Raw genomic sequence first — 23,716 nt, 5'->3', positions numbered from 1 at the left:
CCTATGGAAACGGGATGAATACGTCAACTTCATCTCCAGCAAGCAAATACACATCCTGCTCTCGCCACAAATGTTGACGAAAAAACAGCCAAAACAATGTTGCCCAAGGTATGAGTGTCGAGAAAAATCTTCCCATTGTCCGATAGCTACCGCGTTCCTCTGTCCAACGGGCAATTCCCAACATCGTGACTCGACCACTCATAGCTAACATTGCCAGAATTATTTGATTTAATTGCCGCATCGTTGTCGCGTTGATCTGCGGCAGGAGGCATTGCAGGAGTGATAAGATATCGGGCATGGGTTAATTGTGGGTTTTGAGTTGTTGTTTGGGAAGACAATAACTCTACTACATCAGCCCTCTCTCTTCATCCTCTTATTTTGGCTAAGGTATTGATCCTAGATGTATTTCTAAAATTAATATGTGTTATTTGCTTAAGTGATGCGTTACGCCAAAGGCTAACGCATCCTACGTAGATTGTCAAAATTAATATGTGTTATTTGCCTGAGTCCTGATGTGTTGAAATTAGGTACAATGAAGCCACATCTGGCATCATTTATCTGAGGGGCGAACAAGGTTAGAATACTCAACAAATTGTCATTCATCAATGGGTAATTGGATTATGAGCCAACTAGAACAAGTTCAAGCTGAGTACGAAAAATTCACTGAGCAATTTCAAAGTCTCATTATTAGCACTGTTAACGCTGAGGGAATGCCCAATGCGAGTTATGCTCCTTTTGTAATGGATGATTCTTATAATATTTATATTTATGTTAGTGGGTTAGTTGCCCATACTAAAAATATTCTTGTTAATCCTCATGTGAGTGTTTTATTTATTGAGGATGAAAATCAGGCGAATCAAATTTTTGCTCGTCGTCGTTTAAGTTTTGATTGTACGGCAAATTTAATAGAAAGAGATACTGACCAGTGGCAGAAAATTGTTGAGCGCTTTCAAAATCGGTTTGGTGAAATTATTGAAGTTTTTCGGGGTTTGGCTGACTTTCGGATTTTTCAGTTAACTCCTAGTCAAGGTCGGTTTGTAGTAGGTTTTGGGTCAGCTTATAACATTCATGGTGATAATCTGCGTCAACTTATTCAAGTGACTCCCAAGGATGTGAGATAGAAAATTAAAAATTAAAAATTCATAGGTGTACCTGCCTATGAAAATGTTGATTTTCCTCAATTCTATAAACATTGAATAGTTAAATTTTCATTCTTTATACTTAATTTTATGCTTCAATTCCAACCTCCTGGCTTTGGGCACAAAGTAATTCATACCTCATTGGGGGCGATGGTTTACTATACCCAAACAACTGCACCTTGGTCGATTGCTGATGCTGAAGATTTACCACCGCTATTGTTTTTGCATAATTTTGGTGGTGGTGCTTCTGCTTACGAGTGGTCAAAAGTTTATCCAGCTTTTGCTGATAGTCACCATATATTAGCCCCAGATTTAATTGGTTGGGGAGAATCGGCGCATCCCATATGGGATTATCAAATTCGAGATTATTTAAATGCGATCGCCCAATTTATTAACCAAACTTGTCGTCAGCCTGTAACAGTTGTGGCTTCGTCTTTAACTGCGGCTTTGGCTATTCGTTTGGCAATTACTCAGCCAGAGTTATTCCAAGATTTATATTTAGTTTGTCCGGCTGGGTTTGATGATTTTGGTCAAGGTGTGGCACGTAGACTACCGCTACCACTAATTAATACGCCATTAATTGATAATTTAATTTATGCTGTGGGTGCGGAAAATGAATTTGCAGTTCGCAACTTTCTACAAAGTTTTTTGTTTGCCAAACCCGAACGTGTCTCCTCTGAGATGGTGCAAGCTTATTTAACTTCTGCACAACAGCCAAATGCTAAATTTGCAGGCTTGGCATTTTTACGAGGCGACCTTTATTTTGATTTGAGTTTATATATTCAGCAACTCAAAATTCCCACGGTATTTTTCTGGGGGGAAAAGGCACAATTTACCAATATTAAACTCGGCAGAAGATTGGCAAATTTAAATCCCGATTTCATTCGTGCTTTTGTGGCGATCGCAAATACTGGCATTTTACCCCATTTGGAAATGCCAGAGGTGTTTATTGGTTTGTTGCAGAAGTATTTAAAGTGAGTTAGGAGGGCGCAGGGGGAAAGGGTTTTGCAGAAATTCTGTACTTAGAGTAGAAGCAGGAATTTTCTCTATACTTCATACTACTTCAGACTGAATACTTCATACTTGCCATCATGTCCAACCAAAGTCCTGTTAGTTGGCTGTTACAGCAGTTTCAACTCCAGCCGGGTAAACCTGCGATTACCAATGGATTGCGTAGTTTGTTGATTCTCGGTGTGCCGATTGGTGTTGGTATATTTACAGGTCACGGGGCGGAAAGTGCGATCGCGACTATGGCAGCTTGGTTTGTGGGGATGGTAAATGTTGATGGGGTGTATCGTCAAAAGCTAATTGCACTAATCTCTGCTACTATCAGCGTCACTTTGGTGTTTGCGATCGCTAATTTAGTTAGCACTAATTTGTGGTTAGCAATTCCTACTACGTTTTTGGTGATTTTTATTGTCGGGTTGGCGGGTGTGTTTGGTAGTGTAGCTGCCTCTGTCAGCTTAATCACTGGAATTATGTTTGTTGTCTCCTTGGCGCGATTCTCTGCACCAGGGAATTTGTCTACGCTGCTGCTGCACTCTCTACTCTGTCTCGCTGGGGGAACTTGGACGACGTTACTATCTCTAGGTTTATGGGTAGTCCACCCCGATAAACCAGCGACGGCGGCTGTAGCTAAATGTTACAACTCACTCAGTAAATTTGTGGAGGTGGCTGGGGAAAGAGTTGTCCATCCCCAGGATATTGAGGATTGGGAACAGCAATTTGTCCAAGCACAGGATACGGTCACACAGGACTTAACAGTAGCCCGCAGTACTTGGGCTAGTGTCTGGACAACCCAAAGAGGCGCTAGTCTGCGGGGAAATCAGTTACTTGTATTAATTGAGGATGCTAATCAAATTATTACTTCGGTGGTGGCGCAGGTGGAACTGTTGGCGATCGCATCCGATCATCCGTTATGTTCCCGTTTGCAGAGAGAAATATCCCAAGTGATGACGCAGTTGGCAATTGCTATGCAGATGTTAGCAACTGCGATCGCTAAAGGCAGAAGTTCTGTGCATTTGGGAGATTTGGATCGTTCTGTGGAAGCACTAGAATATGAGTGGCAAATTTTACGCAATCAAATTGTCAGTAAAAACAACAATTTACCCAGAGATGAGTATTGGGATTTAGTTAATTTGAGGAAGTTAACCACCAGTTTCAGTCAGTTGGCAGAACAAATTCATACTGATGCGGAGATAGTTACAGATTTACAACAGGGAAAACGGCGTAACCCCATCAACCAAGATATTACGCTACCCAAACAGCCGACAACTGCTGAGATGATGGAGACACTGCGGTGTAACTTAACTTTTGATTCGGTGATGTTCCGCCATGCGTTGCGTTTAGCAGTGGTTGTCACTTTAGCAGAATTAATTGCTGCATTATTGCACATCCCCAGAGGCTACTGGATTACTTTAACAGCACTGGTGGCACTCAAACCCAATTTTGGCGGGACAACGCAGACAACGGTGCAACGTGCGCTTAGTACGATTATTGGTAGCATCATTGGCATTACGGCAATTTTGCTAATTCACAATCAATGGGCGATCGCATTTTCTCTATTATTGCTAGTGTTTACGGCTATGTCAGTGCGATCGCTCAGTTATACTCTGTTTATCACGCTGCTGACTCCCGCTATCATCTTACTACTGAATATGATTAATGCTGGTGGCTGGCAAGTAGGATTATTACGGATTGCTGATAGTTGCGTTGGTGGTGGGTTAGCGTTGATTGGTAGTTATTTACTGTTCCCTAGTTGGGAAAGACAACAACTTCCCACCCAACTTGCAAAAACAATTCGCACTAATCTTGCATACTTTCAACAGGTAATTGCGAACTATCTCAATTCCCAAAATACTTCTGTGGCTGCTCTCAATAGCCTACGCCATCAAGCTGCACTAGAAAATGCCAACGCCAACGCCGCAGCTCAAAGATTGTTTAGCGAACCCCGTCACGTTCAGGGAGAAATCGAACCTGTAATGACACTAATGATATATATTCGCAATTTTTATAGTTCAGTGACCACTTTAGCGGAACATCAACGAGAATTTAGTGGTCAGTATCGATTTGCTGCACTCCAAGAACTTACTGATAGTATGATCCAAATATTGGAGAATTTAGCCGATGCTCTCCAATACAGACAAACGCCCCAACCCTTACCAATACTTAATAATCATCTGGAAACTATCCACGAGCAAACCGAGCAATTATATAAGGCGCGAATTGCAGAAATTCCCCAAGATCCCCAGACTGTTACATCTACATTACAAGCTGTCCGCGAACAAACTCCGGTTTTTGCAGAACTAGAACGTATAGTTAATCAAATTAAAATTATCCATTGTGCGATCGCTCTGTTACAACCTTCATCAAGATGAATTCTCTTTATACTAACTTTATAAATTACGTAGTAATCATACTTATGTTTTAAAGCGTTGATGAAGATAAAAAATTATACGCTTACTCGCTGTATATCTATATAGTAGCTTTTGCAAGAAAATTGCAACTAGCTATATATACCTAAGTACATGAAAGACCAATGGCAATACAAGACTTACAAGACAGAGCCACGTCAATCTTTGGTACTTCCACAAATTTGACAATTGAGCAGTTAATTATAGATGGTGTGAGGCAAAACCCAGGGGCGAGAGCTATAGCAGCTCCTGCTCGTCTGCCTTTGACATACGCTCGTCTTTATGAACACCTCCAAGATATTCGTACAACCTTAAATACCTTGGGTTTAGGAGTAGGCGATCGCGTTGCTATTGTACTGCCCAATGGCCCGGAAATGGCGACTGCTTTCTTAACTGTAGCTGCCTGTGCCACTAGCGCCCCGCTTAATCCTGCTTATAGTGCCGAGCAATTTGAATTTTATTTAGATGATTTGAATGCTAAAGCTTTGATTGTGCAATCTGGCATAGATTCCATCGTCAGAGAAGTAGCAGCAGCTCGCAATCTTCCCATTATTGAACTGACACCAAAGCTAGAAGCTGAAGCCGGAATTTTTGAACTTAGCGGTGAAACTCATTTACCGCCAATCAAACCCACTCACAGTAAAAATGAAGATACCGCCCTAGTATTGCATACATCAGGAACCACAGTCAGACCGAAAATAGTGCCTCTCACCCAGGCTAATTTATATATCGCCGCAGACATTATTAAAAAGGCGCTGGAGTTAGAACCCAATGATTGTTGTTTGAATGTTATGCCCCTGTTCCACGTACAGGGGTTATTTATATCTATTCTCTCTTCCATTGCGGCTGGTGGTAGTGTTGCTTGCGCCCCAGGATTTGATAGTTTGCAGTTTTTTGACTGGCTGCAAAATTTACAAGTTACTTGGTATTCATCGGTTCCTACTATTCATCAAGCAGTTTTAAATGCGGCGACTCAGAACAATATCAAGAACATTCCCAAGTTGCGATTTATTCGTTCTGGTGGTGCGGCTTTACCACGGCCAGTGATGAGAGCGATAGAGGAATTATTCCAAGCTCCCATACTCGAAGGTTACGGTATGACCGAGACTGGCTGCATTATTACCCTCAATCCATTACCACCACGCCAGCGTAAACCTGGTTCCGTCGGTATTGCCACTGGGATGAAACTAGGCATCATGGATGCAACTGGTAATTTATTGCCACCTCATGAAATTGGGGAGATTGTAGTTCAGGGCGGCCATGTGATGCATGGTTATGAAAATAATCCTGTAGCTAATCAAAACTCCTTTCTCAATGGCTGGTTTAGAAGCGGTGACCAAGGATATCTTGATGATGAAGGTTACCTGTTTTTAACAGGCAGACTAAAAGAACAAATTAATCGCGGTGGCGAAAAAATCGCACCTCGAGAAATTGATGACATTCTCTTAGAGCATCCAGCAGTCGCCCAAGCTGTAGCTTTTGCTGTCCCTCATCCCACTCTGGGAGAGGATTTAGCAGCCGCTATTGTTCTGCATCCAAATGTTACTATTACCGACAAAGAACTGCGTGAATTTGTCGCTACCAAGTTGGCTGGATTTAAAGTGCCCAATCAAATATTATTTGTGGAAGATATTCCCAAGGGTTCCACAGGTAAACTGCAGCGAATTGGTTTAGCCAAAAAGCTGCAAAAAGAATTGAAGACTAATTTTGTGGCACCCAGAACTGAACTAGAGACAGCATTAGCTCAAATTTGGGCTGAGGTTCTCAATCTGCAACAGGTAGGAATTTACGATAATTTCTTTGCTTTAGGTGGCGACTCTTTGCTGGCGGTTACCCTGTTCAACAAAATTGAGCAGAAATTAGGCTACAGTCTGCCTTTATCTACTCTGGTTCCAGCACCCACTATTGAGCAATTTGCTGCTGTTCTTAGTCAAGCGAAATCTGCAGTATCTAGCTCATCTCTGGTAGCGATTCATCCTCAAGGTTCGAGACCACCGCTATTTTTGGTTCATGCTGTTTGGGGTAATGTCCTGTTATATCGAGATTTTGCACGTTATTTGCACCCCGAACAACCAGTTTATGCTTTGCAAGCCAAGGGACTTGATGGTCAACAAGCACCCATCACTGACTTGAGGCAAATGGCTGCTAACTACATCCAAGAAATACGCCAGATGCAACCGCATGGCCCCTATTACCTTGGCGGTTATTCCTTCGGTGGGATTATCGGCTTTGAAATGGCCCAACAACTGCAAGCGCAGGGTGAAGAAATTGCCCTCGTTGCCATATTTGATGTTTCATCACCAGGTTATGCAAAACCAATTCCCAATTCCCATGAGGCGAACTTTTTCCATCTCCGCAAACTGTTGAATTTAAATATTCAAGACCAGCTAACTTATGTGTGGGAACGATTAGCTTGGCATTTTCAGATTGGGAAGATGAGTATGTTTTATAAATTTTACCTGCGTTATCTGAAGCGATCGCTCCCAGACCTGCGGTTGTTGGAAGTAGCATCAGCAAATAATAAAGCTGGTAAGACTTACATTCCCTCAATCTACCCGGATCAAGTAACTCTCTTCCGCGCCAGTCAACAAAATGTTGGCTTAGATGTTGACCCAGAATTAGGCTGGGGTAAGTTAGCGGCTGGTGGTGTGGAACTTTATGATGTCCCCGGCTCCCACGCTTCCCTGATATCGGAACCTCATGTACAGGTACTTGCGAAAAAATTCCAAGTTTGTTTAGACCGAGCACAATTCAAAATTCGTGGTTCGTAGTACCCTACGGTAAGGCTAACGCCTACGTAATTCGTCATCTTCACCCAGGGTGCAACTAGCAAGCTACGTAATTTTTGTTCTTCATTCCCCCTCATCTATAAGGTGGCTTGGTAAGGTCACAAAGTTGAGCTTCTGGGAACTAGCTAACCAAATACCATTTTTTATTTCAGCTTCTACCATCGGTATTTTTTTACTATTTACGCCTCTTATCCCATAAGGGTTTTAATACTAATTCCCATAATATTTGCAACAAATCAATTCCATGTAGGGGCACGGCATCCACAATCTTTTGGTATATTCAATTATCTTACTGGTGCCGTGCCCTACTCATCTAAGGGTTTCAAGCCCTAATTCTCATCTTTGTAATTACGAATTACGAATTAACCTTCCTTAGCCTTTGTCAACTTTTGCACTACCATTTGCACACCTAAAGCTAATAAACCCAGAGCAACTATACCGAATACTCCCGCACCCAAGGCAAATACACCGACTACCAATGTCCGAACTGCGGAAGTAATTCTGATGACTAATTGGTTATCGGAATGGATAGGTTTACTGGCAAAATTTGTGGCGATTGAAATCATCAGCGAATATATTGCATATCCTAATCCACCAGAAATTATCGCTCCGGTTACACAGCGTAACGGATTCATTGTTTCTGGGGTGGAAGTTTCTGGTTGAGGAAGGGAGTTGGGGTCAGTCATAACAATTCAAAATTCAAAATTCAAAATTCAAAATTAAGAAAGCCAATGGTGTGATGCACTCTGATGGAAAATTTATTGGCTTAAACTGAAGAGGCGATTTTGATTCCATGTGTAGTCATCCGCGTCACGAACAATTCTAAATCTTCATTGGGAATTGTGGTGCGAATTTGCTGCTTGATGACTTCGGCTTGTTGTTGCGATTCGACCAAAGCAAAAACTGATGGGCCGGAACCAGACATCATTGTTCCTAAAACCCCTGGTTGAGATGCAAACAATTCTCGCAGTTGCAAAACTTGGGGATACTCAGGTAACACGACGCGCTCTAAGTCATTATGCATTTTTTTGGCGATGTCTGCTGCATCTTTATTAGCGATCGCTCTCACTATCGGCCCGGAATGTACTGCACTGGCACGGGCAATTAAGCTGGCGGTATCTTTAATATAGGTGCTACCAAACTGCTGGCGATAGGTTTTGTACGCCCAAGCTGTAGAAACTTCTAGGCTGCGATATTTTGCCAATACTATATATATATTGTCTAAATTTGGTAACGGGGAAAGTTGCTCACCTCTTCCTGTTGCAATTACTGTTCCCCCAGCGATACAAAAGGGTACATCTGAACCTAGAACTGCGCCTAGTTCTTCTAATTCTGATTGAGTTAGTCCCAAATTCCAAAGTAAATCTATTCCCACCAACACAGCAGCGGCGTTTGTGGAACCACCCGCTAACCCAGCCGCTACAGGAATATGTTTGTCGATAGTAATTTCCACGCCGCCAAATCTCGCAAAGCTATCGGGAAATTCTTTTACCATTAATTCCGCCGCCCGATAGGCCAGATTAGTTTTATCTGTGGGTACTTGTGGGTGGTGACTGTGAACGCGAATCGTATCGGTGCTGAGAGAACGCACGCTAATTTGGTCAGCTAAGTCAATACTTTGCAGGATCATCGCTAACTCATGAAATCCATCCGGGCGATTGCCGATGATTTCCAAATACAAGTTGATTTTAGCAGGGGCAATGAGGGTGTAGGAACGCATAACAATTTTAGATTTGGGATTTGAGATTTTGGATTGTTCGCCAAAACCTTCTCAATCATTGGTTAAAAGTAACTGATTAGCTAGAGTTACCCACTGGGATACACTGAGGTCTTCAGCGCGTACCTGGGGATTTATCTCTAATTGTTCCAGTAAGTGGGTCAAGCGATCGCGTTCTACTACTGGTTGTAAATTATTTCGTAACATTTTTCGCTTTGCACCAAACCCCAACTTGATTAAATTCTCGAATTTGCGCGGGTCAATGGCTGGGGTTTCTATTGGTTTTGGACGTAACCTCACAACTGCGGAATCTACTTTTGGTGGGGGATAAAATGCACTAGCTGGGACTGTACAAATTAACTCACATTCTGCCAAATATTGTACCCTGACACTTAACGCTCCAAAGCTTTTAGAACCTGCTTTTGCATATAACCTTTCTGCTACTTCTTTCTGCACTAATAACACAATTGAATCAAAGGGTTTAGGGTTAGGATTGGCAATTGTTCCTAGCAGTTTTTCGATTATCGGCCCTGTAATGTTATAGGGGATATTCGCAACTACTTTATTTTGATTTTGAAACTTAGGAAATGCTGCTAAATTTCCTTGTACATCCAAAGTCAAAAAATCACCTTGCAACAGTAGAAAATTTTCTCTTTTACCCAGTTGCTTTGCTAATAAATCGCACAAATCTCTATCAATTTCTACAGCCACCAAAGATTGCACCAAAGGTAATAAACGCCGTGTCAGGATACCCGTACCAGGGCCTATCTCCAAAACGCGATCGCCCTCCTTACACTCCGCCGCCTGCACAATTGCGTCCAGAGCCTTCTCACTTTTAAGCCAATGTTGAGCAAAGACCTTGCGCGGTCGCACCATCTCTTTTCCTCTCTATATATACTTTCTAGCGTTTCCCAAAAAATCCGTTTCTTACTTTTTTCTTACTTTTCACCACCCATTTTTGAACCATTTTGCCCCGTTAAGTATTGACTTTAAATGTTAAACATGGTATGAGATTGCGCTAACGAAGAGAAATTACATTTCATCTCGCCTCAAGAGGAAACTAACGCATACAGGTTGTAATTGAACTCAAAAAGGGTAGCTAAAGGTAGCAATATAAGACTTCAGAAAATCTGGCTTTAACCATTTTCTCTGAAGATGTCGATAAATGAAAATTTAGGTGAAAGCTAATTATATTTCTAAATGCAGAAGCAAATAGATCATTTTAAAATCTAAATCAAACAAACTAAACCTCAGAAATTTTTCTTTGCGCCTCCGCGCCTCTGCGTGAGAAAAATTTACTCCAGCAACAAAACGAGTGACCTATTCCTGAAATCACCATTGATATCGTTGTATAGTATTTTGATAAAATCTGAGATAAACACTGAAAAAGCTATGCCAGAAACTCCGTCAGATAGCATTTGGATTGTCACCGAAGACACCCCGCAAATATCGATTCCCGAAGGTACTAGAGGCGGAATTTCTAGAGGCGGTAACTGGGGAGACGAAACCAGAGAAACCACAGGTACCAAAGCAGCTGGAGATGCAGTTAAAGTCAGCGCGCAGAAATTTTCAAACGCCAAGCAGCAAAATGAAATAGCGATCGCATTATTCAAAATCTTCAGGTAATGAGGAAAACTGATGACGCGTAAAATACTCCACGGTTTGCATCCAGAAAGCTACCAACATCCCTTCGATCGTAAAGCCTTGGCTGCACTGCAAAAAATGCCGGGTTTACCACTGCTGCTCAAAAAAATTAATGAGTATGGTATTGATCGTCTCCTCCGACTACAGACACTTGGTAATGAGTTTCGAGTCAACCCGCGTAACTTTCCCAAATTGCACAATGCTTTAGTCGAAACTTGCCAGATTCTTGATGAATCTCCCCCAGATTTATATCTTTATCGGGGTACAGGACACATTAATACTTATGCGATCGGCGTGGAAAAACCATTAATCGGAGTCAACTTAGAAACTCTGGAATGGTTAGAAGCAGAAGAATTGTTGTTTGTTTTGGGACATGAAATTGCCAGAATCAAAGGAAAGTATTTGACATATCAACAACTGGCTGTGGTGATGCCATTATTGAAAAATGTCATCAGCAGCACCACATTAGGATTTGGCGGATTAGCCGCCAATGGACTGGAAGTTGCATTGTACAACTGGATTATGATGGCAAAATTGACAGCCGATCGCGCTGGATTGTTAGCTTGTCAAGATATCGATGTAGCGATCGCATCTTTGATGAAATTGGGTGGGTTACCAGGTGAATATTTAACTCCAGAGGTTATCCAAGATTTTATGCAGCAAGCTCGCGAGTTTCAGTTCCAAGAACTTGAGGGATTAGACCAAGTTACCAAAATCTTTAGTTTTATGGAATATCGCATTCCTTGGCACGTCATGCGAGCATCAGAATTGTTGAAATGGGTAGATACTGGGGAGTACAGTCAATGGTTGCAATCCGATCCTTCTCAACAACCACAAGCAACTGAACAGCCAGAAAATATTAAGGATTGGGATTTTTTAGGGAACTGGTAGTTAATGGCGAAGAATGGGGCGAGATGATTTACTGTAACAGCTAATAGCTGGCGAAGAGGTGAGACATTTATTCAAATAATTAACAACACCAATAAATCATATTTGTTCTCTTACCCAAGCTCGAAACGCTTTCATAGTAGCGTTTCTCCCTTCAACTTTACTCCGCATTAAGTACTCAGGAATGACTTGAGCAATCGGTAAATTGGGAAAAACAGCACTAGCAGTAGAGGCTACATATTTACCATTAATCATCACATTAATTTCTAATCTATTCCCCTGCCATCGCCATAATTCCGGTACACCCAATACCTCATAATTATTAAACCGAGTGCGGGAGGTAATATCAATTTCAATCGCTAAATCTGGGGGTGGATCAATTGTTAAATCGATTCTATCTTTACCACGTACAGCCGCTTCATTTTGAATGTAGAAACAATCATCTGGTTCCACCCCGGCATCCATTTTTTCTTGGTCAAAAGTGGTAGAACCCAAACTCCAAAATTCTATATCGAGTTCTTCTAGTAGAGCCTTTACTAAGTCCCCAATAATAACTTTTGCTACCTCATGCTCTGGTAATGGAGCCATGATTTCTAATATTCCTTGACTGTATGATATACGAGAATTGCGATTTTCACCCAATTCAGCCAAAATATTTTTGTATGCTGACCAAGATATATTTTTAATCAACAACTGATGACCGACAGGTACAACTAGCTGGTTCAGTTGAAGTAACATAACTACCCTCGCTTATCAGGTTTACCTTTTTGGTAACAACAATGCTTTGCAGATGGCACGACAAGTTAACTTGCATATAATTTCCAAGTTGCGCCATGATTCAGCATTATACATCCCTTTTGACATCCTCCCACCGCTACACCCTTTCCTGCGGAACGCTCCGCGAACGGGTGTAGCGGGGGATTCCCAAACCTCACGATTCGGGTTTCTGTTTCCTTCCCTTACAGGTTTTTTGCAACTGCCCTTTAGACTTATGCCCATCAGGTCTTATGTTCGCTCCACAGACTGTACGGGAGTCGCTACAACGGGGGGAACCCCCGCAACGCGCTCCCTTAACGGTGTGTCCCACCGCCAAAATATTTCGACTGGCGTTGATGTCTCGGTCGTGGTGTGTTCCACAATTGGGACAGTCCCACTCCCTAACATTCAACGGCAGTTTATCAACAATATGTCCGCAGTTGCCACAGCGTTTAGAACTAGGAAACCATCGGTCAATTTTTACTACTGTTCGACCATACCATTTGGCTTTGTATTCCAGTTGACTCACCAATTCTCCCCATGCAGCATCACTAATGGCACGGGCAAGTTTGTGATTCTTGACCATATTCTTAACTGCCAAATCCTCCACCACTATCGTTTGGTTTTCACGAATCAGTCGAGTTGTCAGTTTGTGCAGATGGTCTTTTCTGGAGTCAGAGATTTTGGCTTGAAGGCGGGCAACTTTGAGTCTTGCTTTGTCTCGATTACGAGAAGCTTTCTGTTTGCGACTCAAAGACTTTTGGGCTACCTGGAGCTTTTGATAGTGCTTGTCAAACGCCTTGGGGTTAGCAATCTTCTCACCCGTACTCAAAGTAACAAGACTGCTCACCCCAACATCCAACCCTACAGCACTATCAACTGGTTGCAAAGTTTCGTCAGTCGGATCATTAATCCGCAAACTGACAAACCAGCGCCCAGAAGGTTCAAGCCTAACTGTGATAGTACTAGGTTCACACCCCTTTGGCAGTTGTCTAGACCATTTAATAGGCAATGGTTCAGAACACTTAGCCAAATAGACTTGTCCATCCTTCCACCGGAAAGCAGACTTGGTAAACTCTGCACTACCACCGCTACGTTTCTTTTTAAAGTTGGGATATTTAGCCCTACCTGCAAAGAAATTAGTGAAAGCAGTTTGCAGATGTCTCAAGCCTTGTTGCAGTGGCACACAGCTAACCTCATTCAAAAACTTGAGGTCATCAAGCTTTTTCCACTGCGTCAACATAGCAGAAGACTGAACGTAATCAACCTTCTGTTGACTCTCATACCAAGCTTCGGTTCTTGCCGCCAAAGCTTTGTTGAATACCAACCGCACACACCCAATTGTCCGGCGCAATATCTGTTCTTGCTCGGTGGTTGGGTAAAAACGGTAGCGGTAGGCTTTTTCCATGCTTCACATTTTACCATTAAATCTGTGAAATACATAAAACCCCCTATGTACCAAAGTTTATTTACTCACTCGTCGCTCACCCCGTCGTCTGTTGCTGCTCCGCAACAACTCGACTTCATTGTGAATCTCAAGCGGACTCCCCATTCCTGCGCCAGCGCTGCGGGAGGGTTTCCCTCCGCAGGCGACTGGCATCCTCACCGCCTTCGCGGAGCGTCTCGTAGAGAAGCTGACGCTGTGGCGGGAGTCTCCTGGGGGTGTTAGATGAAAATCCTGGCTCGAATAAACGAAATTGTTGCCAAGCTTACTTCTCTGGGACATATTCATCCCGTTTCCATAGGCATTAAACCCTCGTAATTTGGCTAAGGTATTGTTCAGACACCACTATCTATTGTATTTATTTGTAACAAATATATAAGAAGCTAAACTAAAGAAAGTTATGAGGACGCAAATATGACCGACAAAAATCGTTCTCAATGGGATTTATGCAGGTTTATCAAAACCTTAACCTACTTTGAGGTTATTCCTTTGCTTAACTGGGTACAAAAATTGATTCCCGGTAATTCTCAAGAGAATGAAGATAGACCTAATGGAGGAAGAAATTTGGGTGTAATACTAGTAGCAGGCGCAACAGGCGGTGTTGGTAAACTTGTGGTGAAGCGATTATTAGAACGTGGTTATCATGTGCGCTGCCTTGTCCGTGATCTTGAAAAAGCCAGGACAATTCTTGGTAACGATGTTGATTTAGTAGTTGCGGATATCACCAAACCAGAAACCTTAACTCCTATAGTCATGGCGAATCTGCAAGCCGTAGTATGTTGTACCGCCGTGCGCGTTCAACCAGTAGAGGGAGATACAGCAGATAGAGCCAAATATTATCAAGGCATTAAATTTTACCAACCAGAAATCGTTGGCGATACACCCGAAAATGTCGAATATCAAGGTGTGAAAAACTTAGTAGACGCAGCAAAAAAATATTTGCTCACACCTAACACCAAGCTGATCTTCGATTTCACTAACCCATCAGCAGAATTAAAAAATATCTGGGGTGCTTTAGATGATGTAGTAATGGGTGGTGTAAGCGCCAGTAATATGCAATTTGTCGATGATACAGCATTATTTGCTGGCTATGTCTCCACCGCCAACTCCGGAGGCTTTGCTTCTGTGAGAACCAAAAATTTTGAGCCACCATTTAATTTATCTGGCTATGAAGGTGTAGAATTACGCGTCAGAGGCGATGGTCAACGCTATAAATTCTTTCTCCGTCCAGACGCAAAATGGGATGGATTAGGATACAGTTATTCCTTTGATACTGTAGCTAATACTTGGATAGATATTCGCATTCCTTTTGCGGATTTAACACCTGTATTTCGTGCCAAAACTGTTAAAGATGCACCACCAATTGACGCGAGTACAATTAGCTCATTGCAATTAATGTTAAGTAAATTTGAATATGATGGCGCATTAAATCCCAAATTTACCCCTGGTGGCTTTAGTTTGCAAGTGGAATCAATCAAAGCTTATGGTGGAACCAATTTACCGCAGTTTGTGTTGGTAAGTTCCGCAGGTGTCACCCGTCCTGGAAGACCAGGAATTAATTTAGAAGAAGAACCCCCAGCCGTGAGATTAAATGACCAATTGGGGGGAATTTTAACTTGGAAATTAAAAGGAGAAGATAGTTTAAGAACAAGCGGTATTCCTTACACAATTATTAGACCATGTGCTTTAACACAAGAAGCAGGAGGTAAGGAATTAATCTTAGAGCAAGGTGATAATATTCGCGGAAAAATCAGCCGTGAGGATGTTGCCGAACTTTGCATACAAGCGCTGCAACAACCAAAAGCTTGTAACCGCACCTTTGAAGTCAAAGCAGGAGAAAACAGCAATAATTCTATCAATTGGCAGAGTTTATTTTCTAACTTACAGCCTGATAAATAAATCTTAGAAAGGCGAGAATAGGGAAGAAAGGGAAAAGGTAGCATAATACTTGTCAGGTAAGGGAAAAAAGGGGAATGGGAAAAGAGAAAGAAATAACCTTTAACCCTTACCCTTTAACCTTTTACCCTTTTCCCCAAGCACAACAATAAATAAAATGTTTAACAAGCTATTATTCGCCGGGTTGTTGATAATTACGCTGTTAGTGGGGATATTATCAAAACCAGCTTTATCTCAGCAGATAGAATCACGAATTAATAACTTAGAAGCAGACTTAAATCGCGTTGAATCCCAGTTAAGCCAAATACAATCTCAACTCGGTCAAAGTCGCTTGTCTCCATCCCCAAGAACAACGCTTACCCCTCGTCAACCAAGCAGTTCTGGACGAAATTTATCAACAGCAGAACGAGATAAAATGTTTGATAGACTGGCAACTTTGGTTGTAGAACTTAAGCAACAAGTCAACAAATTAGAAACACGTGTCTCCAAGCTAGAATCGCGTTAATCAATTGTTCTACCCATTCACAATAACTGAGTACCCAGAAACGGTAACTGAGTACCCGGAAAGGATAACTGAGTACCCGAAAACGGTAACTGGGTACCCGGAAACGGTAACTGGGTACCCGGAAATGATAACTGAGTACCCGGAAATGATAACTGAGTACCCGGAAACGGTAACTGAGTACCCGGAAACGGTAACTGAGTACTCGAAAACGGTAACTGAGTACCCGGAAATGATAATTGGGTACTCGAAAACCATAACTGGGTAACGCGTTGCTGAATTTTGAATTGGTATAAGCTGTGATAATTAGAAATTACTTAAAATTGCCAGCTTACTTGTAAACTCAAAACATCAACTTCACTTTCAACTTTTGCTTTTAGTACTGTAACAACAAAACGTTACATCTTAGCATCTTTCTATTACTTTAATTTTCTGCCTTTTCGCCTCTGCAATACTTACTTGCGATAGATAACAACTAAACCTCTTGACTGATGAAATTTTCTATCTCATCAGAGAGACTGTAACAGTAATTAAACAAATGTAAATACATTTGTCATAGTCTGAGGAGGAAAATTTGGTTTCCGCGTCACACTACTTACTCAAGCGTAGGAATTGCACCCTTTAATCCATAATTCATCGCAAGTAACATGAATGCAGAGATATCCGCAGTTTGGCAGCAAATTCAAGGCATGATCGATGGATTTATTGTGCTGCTTCCTAACCTAGTTTTGGCATTAATTGTCTTTGTCATTTTCTTTCTAATTGCTAGAGCAATTAAAAGAATGGTCAAACGAGTAACACGAAACCGTCGTCAAGCTCGTAATTTAGGATTAGTACTTGGGCGTTTAGCACAAGGAACAACAATTTTAGTAGGACTATTCATCGCTCTATCAATTGTCATCCCCACATTTAGAGCAGGCGATTTAGTACAACTTTTAGGAATCAGTGGGGTAGCAATTGGTTTTGCTTTCCGCGATATTTTGCAGAACTTTTTAGCAGGAATTTTAATTTTACTCACTGAACCTTTTCAAATTAATGACCAAATAGTCTTTAAAAATTTTGAAGGAACTGTAGAAAATATTGAAACACGCGCCACCACAATTAGAACCTATGATGGTCGGCGGATTGTGATTCCTAACTCTGAATTGTTCACCAATTCTGTGACTGTAAATACTGCCTTTGAAAGTCGCCGCTTACAGTATGATGTCGGCATTGGTTATGGTGATGATATCGACCGAGCCAAGCAATTAATTCTCGAAGCAATGCATAGCGTAGATGAAGTGGTGTCAGATCCTGCGCCTGATGTATTACTCATGGAATTAGCTGAAAGTACCGTGAATATCCGCGCCCGTTGGTGGATTAAACCACCCAGAAGAGCCGACGATCTCGCTTCACGCGATCGCGTCCTCACTGCAATCAAGAAAACCCTCACCGCCAATGGTATAGATCTACCTTTCCCCACCCAACAAATTTTATTTCACGACCAAACCGAAGAAACAGATGGCGATCGCCAAAGTCAGCGTGAAGGTTGGCCTGCTGGTAATCGGGAAGTACCAAAGCCTCGCCGCATCAGCGATTCTCTGAGGTTACTGGCACAAAAACGTTCCTCCCATGATGGTAATGGCAAGATAGATTCTCAATTCAATGAACAATAAAATTCCAATTTTAGATTGCAAATATGAACATTAATAACTTTGTACCTCAACCACTACCACCACAAACTAATACCCAGCCTTAATTTTTTTGTATTGCCCTTACAATTATCTGTACTTGATTCTGAAGGATTGAGTTGCAGAGGTTCACGTAGGATGCGTTAGCGATAGCGTAACGCATCAGTTAAAAATATAACCACCTACCAAGCTATAAATCAAACTAGTAAGAACTAACAATGTAATAATCACAAAGCTCCATATCCGCCGTGAGAGGAAAGCAAAAAGAGAAATTATCACGCGGATAATGGGGGTAGCAATCATCAGTAATATTCCTAGCTGAATAATGGCTCTATCACTGCCAGCCAACAGCGCTTTGATCACACCTAATGGAGAGCAAAACTCAGAAGGTTCGCCTTTAAATACTTGATATCTTGCAGGTTCATATCCGTAATGAACTAAGTAAATTATTCCCCCAAATAACACTACAGCACTAGCAATTAAAACGCCAAATTTGAGTAAGCTACTCAGTAACTTCTCAAATTTCTGTTCGTCTTCACTTTTAATAATATTTTTGGCAGAATTCAGCGTGATATCAGTATTTTTAGTTAGCTGTTTTAAAGCTGCAATATCGCTATCTATTTCTTCTGGCTCTAAAGGTTCTACAACAACTTCGCTTTTAGGTATGAAAGCAAACGAACGCCGAAATAAATCAAAATAGACCATTGATTATACTCCAATCAGACTGTTGTAGACCATCTTCAGCGCCATTGCTATTAATACAAAACTGAAGATAATTCTTAAAACTTGGGTTTTAGCACCTATGAGAATTCTGGCACCCAAAAAAGCACCAGGTAACACACCCAACATCACAGGCATTGATAATCCAGGGTCAATATAACCACGGGCTAGATAAACTCCTGCTGAAGCTGCGGCTGTCACACCAATCATAAAATTACTGGTGGTTGTAGATACTTTAAATGGAATACGCATCACGTTATCCATTGCCAAAACCTTAAATGCACCTGAACCAATACCAAGTAATCCAGAAATGATTCCAGATACAAACATCACAGCAAACCCACCTGGAACCGCATGAACTTGATAAGGAATAAAGCCATCGGGTGTTGGGTAAGCACCATTCAATTCTAAATAATTTGCAAAGCCATCTTCTGTTTCATTTTCTGGTTCTTGGCGTTTGGGTTGTTGTGAGAGATATGCTGAATAAAGTAAGATAATTGCTAGGAAAATTGTTAAAGCTTTCACAGAAACTTTAGTAGCAATTATAGCGCCTATAATAGCTCCAAAGGTTGTTGCTACTTCCAAAAACATTCCTAATCTTAAATTAGTGTAACCTTGCTTAATGTATGTAGATGCTGCACCTAAAGAAGTAGCAATTACAGATACTAAAGAAGCGCCAACAGCATAGCGAATATCAACACCAAATACTGAAGTTAATAAGGGTACAATAACTACTCCGCCTCCTAAACCGGTTAATGCACCTATCAACCCAGCAGTAAATGAACCTACCCAAACTAATAAAGAAAATTCCAGAATATTCACATCTGCTAGCCTTTTGTTATCTAAGTAACGTTGTTCTCTGTAGAGACGTGTTTAGCGTCTCTACATTTTTATTGCTTAATTTTAATCAGCTTCTTCCTCGCCGCCTAGAGGTACATCCGGAAGCCTAGAAGCAATATTTTTTTCTCCAACATTAGGAATATACCAGTTGATATCGCCAGCCTTCAAAAGTTTATTGGGAGTGATATTAAACTCTAAGGCGCTGGTTTCTGGATTGCTTTTAGCTATCAGCTGTGTACCTTTAAATATTTTGATAGCAGCTGCACCTTCTAATGATTGATTTGGGTCGATGTTTAAACCAGCCACTTTCGCATCATTTGCTAAATAAATCCCCTGACAATCCCATCCTGCTGGTGTTTCTTGACCAGCACCTAAAAAGTAAAGTGTATTATCGTAGGGTGTTTTCGGTTTTTTAGGTTTGGGGCCATACACAGCAATTGTTTTGTCTGTTTCATTGCGACATTGACCCCAGTTAATCCCTTTTTCTAGAGCATATTTTTGAAACGACAATTCATCAATTTTTTTCTGGATATCTTCAACTGTGAATGTCTCGGATATTGCTTCTCCCGTTTTAGCAGCTGCAAGTTGCGCTTCTAGAATATCGAGGGATTTGGTAACTTCTACGTAATCAGGACTTTTAGTAATTTTTGGTGGATCTGCTAAGGAAGGTCTAGCAAAGATAAAATTTAACCCAATAATTAACACTAGTAACAGAGATTTAAATAACTTCATGGTTCTCCTGATGATAACAAAGGTGGATGATGAAGACGCAAAATTTTAGGGTAATTTTACGTCTTCAGCATTATTTAGTCTTCTATTGGTGCATTAGGTGCTTGGGCGCTCACATCGGCTGCGGATAAATTGGGAATTGTCCAGGTAGTGTCACTTATTTTGAAGACTTTTGCAGGCGGAACATTTAATTCAATCGCGCCTGTTTGGGGATTTGTTTGAGCAATTAGCTGAGTACCAGGGACAAATTTTAATGCTAGGGGTTCTGTTAATTCTTGTGCTTGGGTATCACCAGGAATTAAGCCAGCAATTTTCACTCCAGATGGTAGGTAAACACCATCACAGTTCCATTCATCGTCTGTAATTTTGCCGTTACCTAAATAGTAAATACTCGGTTGTTGATTTTTCTTGGCTTTATGGGCAAATACTGCTAAATTTTGTCCGGTTTGATTACGACATTGTCCCCATTCTAAAGATGTCTCCAGAATGTATTTTTGGAGATTTAATTCGCCTGTTTTCTGTTCAATTTGCTCTGCTGTATATCCTGATTCTGCTGGGGCTGTTTTTGCTTGTGTTAGTTCGTTGAGGGCTTGTGTGACTTCAGCATATTCAGGTGTTTGCGTCAGTAGTGGCGGATCAGCCCAAGATGGTTGGGCAATTAAAAAATTTACTAAGAGTGTGAAGACTAATAAAAGAGTTTTAAAGAGCTTCATGGGGTTCTCCTGATGAGGCTTAAAGGCTAAATTTTTACCCGTTGTTGATATCTATCGCTAGCAATCAAAATTGCATTTTCTTAACTTAATCAATCCCAAGGTACAAAATTTTGACTGCGATAAGTTGTCTAACTTTCACCAATTTCCTTATTTTTAGCCTATTTTAGTTTTCTTCGACTTCTGCCCTAGGTTTATATTTTTTGACTATCACCATGAGACAGATACAACTAGCTACCAAAGCCAGTGGACTCAATGCGCCACTTTCTAAGATGATATATACTCCTAATCCCACCAAAACAAAGGGAACCAGATTACTACCGTAACGGTTGAGAATAGCTGCAATATTGTTTTGGTTAATTAGTTTGTAGCTGCCATAGCACCAAACTCCTACAAGCAAAAAGAAGATGATAAGAATTATGCTCAGTCTGATGAGATTACTGTTAGCAAACAATGGCATATAGATACTTATATTATCACTACCATTGGCAATGGTAATTGCCGCCACACTATAAGTTTGTGGAGAAAGAAAGCTGGCAAACGGAGAAGTTTCTGATTGTTTTAATTTCTCATCTTCTGCATCGTCATCATCACTTTCTTGATTGAGCCAACTACTCATACCAATTGCAATAGGAGCTAGTCCCAGTAGACCAATCCAGTGTTTTGGTAAGATCATACCGCCCAAAAAACCCGTCAGACTTGCAATTACTAAAATACTAAATCCAAGAAACTGACCAATAACAATATGCCGCGAACGGAAATTATTATTGATTTGTGAAAACCAGAGCGACAAAATAACTAAATCATCAAGATTAGTGGCGGTAAAAGCTGTTATGCCTGTAGGGATGGCGGTAATTAATTCTTCCATTACACAGTTTTGGATATTGAATACTGGATTTATTGCTACTCATTAGTCATTTAACTAGTGAGCAAAGGTAATTCATAATTGACTATTTTTTGCCCCGCTTCGGGTTACCGTAGACATCGCTGTCAAATCTGATGTGAATTGCATCGATAGCTTTGACCATTTTGTTAACCATTTTGGGCGAGCGTAGTCTTTGACACATGAACCATCCGCAAGCAATGGCAATATAGATTAAAAACAGGTAAGGAAAGAGATTATAAGGAGCTTCAGGAACTGGAAACAATTGATTTCCGGGAATTCCCACGCTACCTACCAAGGGAATGCACATAAACCCTATGGCTATTAGGGAAAATGTGATATCTCTAAGGCGCAGACTGTTGATTTTGTAGAGGTAAATGGGTGCAGCAATAGAGATTAAGATGTAAACGGTGACAAATCCAAAGCTTGCGATCGCACCTAAATATCCCATACTCTCAAAGAGTTTGATTTGAAATAGAGCCATCACCGCCGGAATTAAGAATGTCAAGAAAGAACACATCGTGACGGCAATGTGAGGCGTTTTATTCGATGTGTGTGTATTGCCTAGCTTGGCATGGAACAATCCATGACGCGCCATTAAGAAGAAGATTCTAGCGGCGGGATTAATACTTCCCAGAACGCAAGCAAAGAAGCTAGCTAGGGCACCTAAACCCACTAATTCACCTAACCAACCTAAACCTATTTGTTGGGAAAGATAACCTAAAGGTTCTTCGGTGTGGGTAATATCTACTCCTGATTGGCGAAACGCTAAGACTTCTATATATGTGGTGCAGACATAGAATAAACCGGCGAGGATGACACTACCTAAAACTGAGCGGGGAATAGTTTTTAAAGGGCTTTTTGCTTCATCACCCAAGGTAGTTGCACTTTCAAATCCAGAAAAGGCAAACATTACCAGTACCAGTCCGGTTGCAAGGCTACCTGGCTGCACACCACTTAAAGTTAGTTGGGGCATATCTAATGCAAAACCGTGGTGTGCCCAAATCATCACACATAAGATGCCAATCAATGCTATAGATAGACCCTCCATCCAAAGCATAGCAACGGCTGAAAGTTGAATATCTTTATAACCTGCATACCAGGCAATACCTGCACCTAAGGCTAGTAGGGTAATACTAGAGGGGTGAATTCCTAGATGACTAATCAATACACTGCTGAAGTTGGCAAACCCACACAACACCGACATTGCAGTGAATAAATAAGCCAAAACCAAACTCCAACCGCAGATGACACCAGCTGTCGGGCCAAGACCTTTGACAATATATGAATAAAGGGAACCAGGCGAAGCAGAACGGCTAGCAAATTGATTGATATTGATACTGACAAATACCAATCCCACTAAACCGAGAACCATACTTAGCCAAGTACCATTACCTGCAAGAGCAACTATTAAACCCACATTGGATGCAGGGATAGTTGTTGGTGCAATGACCGCAAAAGATTGTGCTAAAACTTCGCCAAAAGAAAGGCAGTGTGATTTTAAGCCATGAAAACTTTGTTGTAAGACTTGTTGTTGGTTTGCATTGATCTTGAATTCACTGGACATCAAAAATACCCCTGGTATATCAAGTGTCAGCCATTGACCGAAGTTTTACTTGTAGTGTCTTTTAACCAGCGATCGCTATCAGTACTTATGTTTTAAGTTATCTCCCTTGGGTGAGAAAAGCAAACATTTTTTCTTTTTAATTTAATAAATAAAAATAATTGATTTTACATATATTCCTGAAAGGTTGTGCGGCTAATTATTTCAGCTTCATTTGGACTCAAAAAGCTGATTAATTGTAAAAATTCTATGAGGCTACACCACATATATCACTTTGATTTTAAAAGTCGTAACAAAACGTACATTTTATATATTGTGCTTGTGTAGTAACTTATAGATTTTTGATTTCGCCCTTAACAAAATACTATATATCTATCAAGATTATGTTTTATCATAAATAATCTAGATTATC

General features: G+C 41.1%; 20 protein-coding genes and 2 pseudogenes. 10 read left to right on the top strand and 12 right to left on the bottom strand.

Annotated features, from left to right (window positions below; translation table 11 throughout):
- Positions 1–25 precede the first annotated feature (25 nt).
- Positions 26–298 (bottom strand): annotated as a pseudogene (locus AACU25_RS18040) (transposase); the annotation flags it as partial.
- A 322-nt stretch (positions 299–620) separates the two neighbouring features.
- Here AACU25_RS18040 and AACU25_RS18035 point away from each other — a divergent pair.
- From AACU25_RS18035 to AACU25_RS18020, 4 genes are all read left to right on the top strand, one after another.
- A complete protein-coding gene (locus AACU25_RS18035; RefSeq protein ID WP_096583855.1) occupies positions 621–1,121 on the top strand; it encodes a HugZ family pyridoxamine 5'-phosphate oxidase in 501 nt (166 codons plus the stop codon).
- 108 nt (positions 1,122–1,229) lie between these two features.
- Positions 1,230–2,117: an alpha/beta fold hydrolase gene (locus AACU25_RS18030; protein WP_096577897.1), complete on the top strand. Its 888-nt coding sequence runs from the start codon at positions 1,230–1,232 to the stop codon at positions 2,115–2,117.
- 113 nt (positions 2,118–2,230) lie between these two features.
- Positions 2,231–4,516 (top strand): FUSC family protein, encoded by a 2,286-nt coding sequence (locus tag AACU25_RS18025; RefSeq protein ID WP_096577895.1) that lies wholly within the window; start codon positions 2,231–2,233, stop codon positions 4,514–4,516.
- A 161-nt stretch (positions 4,517–4,677) separates the two neighbouring features.
- Complete coding sequence (locus tag AACU25_RS18020; RefSeq protein WP_190445917.1) at positions 4,678–7,323, top strand: alpha/beta fold hydrolase; 2,646 nt, start codon at positions 4,678–4,680, stop codon at positions 7,321–7,323.
- Between the two features lie 380 nt (positions 7,324–7,703).
- Here AACU25_RS18020 and AACU25_RS18015 read toward each other — a convergent pair whose 3' ends face one another.
- From AACU25_RS18015 to rsmA, 3 genes are all read right to left on the bottom strand, one after another.
- On the bottom strand, positions 7,704–8,027 hold the full coding sequence (locus AACU25_RS18015) for a DUF3082 domain-containing protein (protein WP_096577893.1): 324 nt from the start codon (positions 8,025–8,027) through the stop codon (positions 7,704–7,706).
- 80 nt (positions 8,028–8,107) lie between these two features.
- Positions 8,108–9,061: a 4-(cytidine 5'-diphospho)-2-C-methyl-D-erythritol kinase gene (gene ispE, locus AACU25_RS18010; protein ID WP_096577891.1), complete on the bottom strand. Its 954-nt coding sequence runs from the start codon at positions 9,059–9,061 to the stop codon at positions 8,108–8,110.
- A 51-nt stretch (positions 9,062–9,112) separates the two neighbouring features.
- Positions 9,113–9,934, bottom strand: coding sequence for a 16S rRNA (adenine(1518)-N(6)/adenine(1519)-N(6))-dimethyltransferase RsmA (gene rsmA / locus AACU25_RS18005; protein ID WP_096577889.1), 822 nt, complete (start codon positions 9,932–9,934; stop codon positions 9,113–9,115).
- Positions 9,935–10,450: 516 nt separating this feature from the next.
- Between rsmA and AACU25_RS18000 the strand changes: the two genes are divergently transcribed.
- Together AACU25_RS18000 and AACU25_RS17995 are read left to right on the top strand one after the other, a co-directional pair.
- Entirely contained in the window at positions 10,451–10,684 is a 234-nt protein-coding gene (locus AACU25_RS18000; protein WP_096577887.1) for a hypothetical protein, read from the top strand.
- A gap of 12 nt (positions 10,685–10,696) precedes the next feature.
- A complete protein-coding gene (locus tag AACU25_RS17995; protein WP_096577885.1) occupies positions 10,697–11,593 on the top strand; it encodes a M48 family metallopeptidase in 897 nt (298 codons plus the stop codon).
- 96 nt (positions 11,594–11,689) lie between these two features.
- On the opposite strand, the gene AACU25_RS17990 is transcribed toward AACU25_RS17995, so the two are convergent.
- Positions 11,690–12,328: a Uma2 family endonuclease gene (locus tag AACU25_RS17990; RefSeq protein ID WP_096577883.1), complete on the bottom strand. Its 639-nt coding sequence runs from the start codon at positions 12,326–12,328 to the stop codon at positions 11,690–11,692.
- Between AACU25_RS17990 and AACU25_RS36970 the strand changes: the two are divergent.
- Positions 12,321–12,470 (top strand): annotated as a pseudogene (locus tag AACU25_RS36970) (IS4 family transposase); the annotation flags it as partial. The gene AACU25_RS17990 and the pseudogene AACU25_RS36970 sit on opposite strands and share 8 nt — an antisense overlap.
- Positions 12,471–12,521: 51 nt before the next feature.
- Here the strand turns inward: AACU25_RS36970 and AACU25_RS17985 are convergent.
- Entirely contained in the window at positions 12,522–13,754 is a 1,233-nt protein-coding gene (locus AACU25_RS17985; RefSeq protein ID WP_096577881.1) for an RNA-guided endonuclease InsQ/TnpB family protein, read from the bottom strand.
- A 450-nt stretch (positions 13,755–14,204) separates the two neighbouring features.
- Here AACU25_RS17985 and AACU25_RS17980 point away from each other — a divergent pair, with 450 nt between their 5' ends.
- The 3 genes from AACU25_RS17980 (at position 14,205) to AACU25_RS17970 (ending at position 17,843) form a co-directional block, all read left to right on the top strand.
- Entirely contained in the window at positions 14,205–15,689 is a 1,485-nt protein-coding gene (locus AACU25_RS17980; protein ID WP_096577879.1) for a CIA30 family protein, read from the top strand.
- Positions 15,690–15,843: 154 nt separating this feature from the next.
- Positions 15,844–16,191 (top strand): hypothetical protein, encoded by a 348-nt coding sequence (locus AACU25_RS17975; protein ID WP_096577878.1) that lies wholly within the window; start codon positions 15,844–15,846, stop codon positions 16,189–16,191.
- A 644-nt stretch (positions 16,192–16,835) separates the two neighbouring features.
- On the top strand, positions 16,836–17,843 hold the full coding sequence (locus AACU25_RS17970) for a mechanosensitive ion channel family protein (protein WP_096577876.1): 1,008 nt from the start codon (positions 16,836–16,838) through the stop codon (positions 17,841–17,843).
- A gap of 177 nt (positions 17,844–18,020) precedes the next feature.
- Here the strand turns inward: AACU25_RS17970 and AACU25_RS17965 are convergent, their stop codons facing one another.
- The 6 genes from AACU25_RS17965 to AACU25_RS17940 all read right to left on the bottom strand — a co-directional run bounded on the left by AACU25_RS17965 (position 18,021) and on the right by AACU25_RS17940 (position 23,307).
- Complete coding sequence (locus AACU25_RS17965; RefSeq protein WP_096577874.1) at positions 18,021–18,563, bottom strand: DUF1634 domain-containing protein; 543 nt, start codon at positions 18,561–18,563, stop codon at positions 18,021–18,023.
- Between the two features lie 3 nt (positions 18,564–18,566).
- Positions 18,567–19,400, bottom strand: a complete 834-nt coding sequence (locus tag AACU25_RS17960; RefSeq protein ID WP_045873938.1) for a sulfite exporter TauE/SafE family protein — start codon at positions 19,398–19,400, stop codon at positions 18,567–18,569.
- Between the two features lie 81 nt (positions 19,401–19,481).
- Entirely contained in the window at positions 19,482–20,150 is a 669-nt protein-coding gene (locus AACU25_RS17955) for a hypothetical protein (protein WP_096577872.1), read from the bottom strand.
- 74 nt (positions 20,151–20,224) lie between these two features.
- Positions 20,225–20,860, bottom strand: a complete 636-nt coding sequence (locus AACU25_RS17950) for a hypothetical protein (protein WP_096577870.1) — start codon at positions 20,858–20,860, stop codon at positions 20,225–20,227.
- Between the two features lie 163 nt (positions 20,861–21,023).
- Positions 21,024–21,725, bottom strand: a complete 702-nt coding sequence (locus tag AACU25_RS17945) for a cadmium resistance transporter (RefSeq protein WP_096577868.1) — start codon at positions 21,723–21,725, stop codon at positions 21,024–21,026.
- An 82-nt stretch (positions 21,726–21,807) separates the two neighbouring features.
- Positions 21,808–23,307, bottom strand: a complete 1,500-nt coding sequence (locus tag AACU25_RS17940) for an APC family permease (RefSeq protein WP_096577866.1) — start codon at positions 23,305–23,307, stop codon at positions 21,808–21,810.
- Positions 23,308–23,716: the final 409 nt, after the last annotated feature.

It is taken from the genome of Tolypothrix tenuis PCC 7101 (assembly GCF_963874875.1).
In the GTDB taxonomy this organism is placed as follows: Bacteria; Cyanobacteriota; Cyanobacteriia; order Cyanobacteriales; family Nostocaceae; genus Aulosira; species Aulosira tenue.
This window is presented reverse-complemented; position numbering and strand designations above follow the sequence as displayed.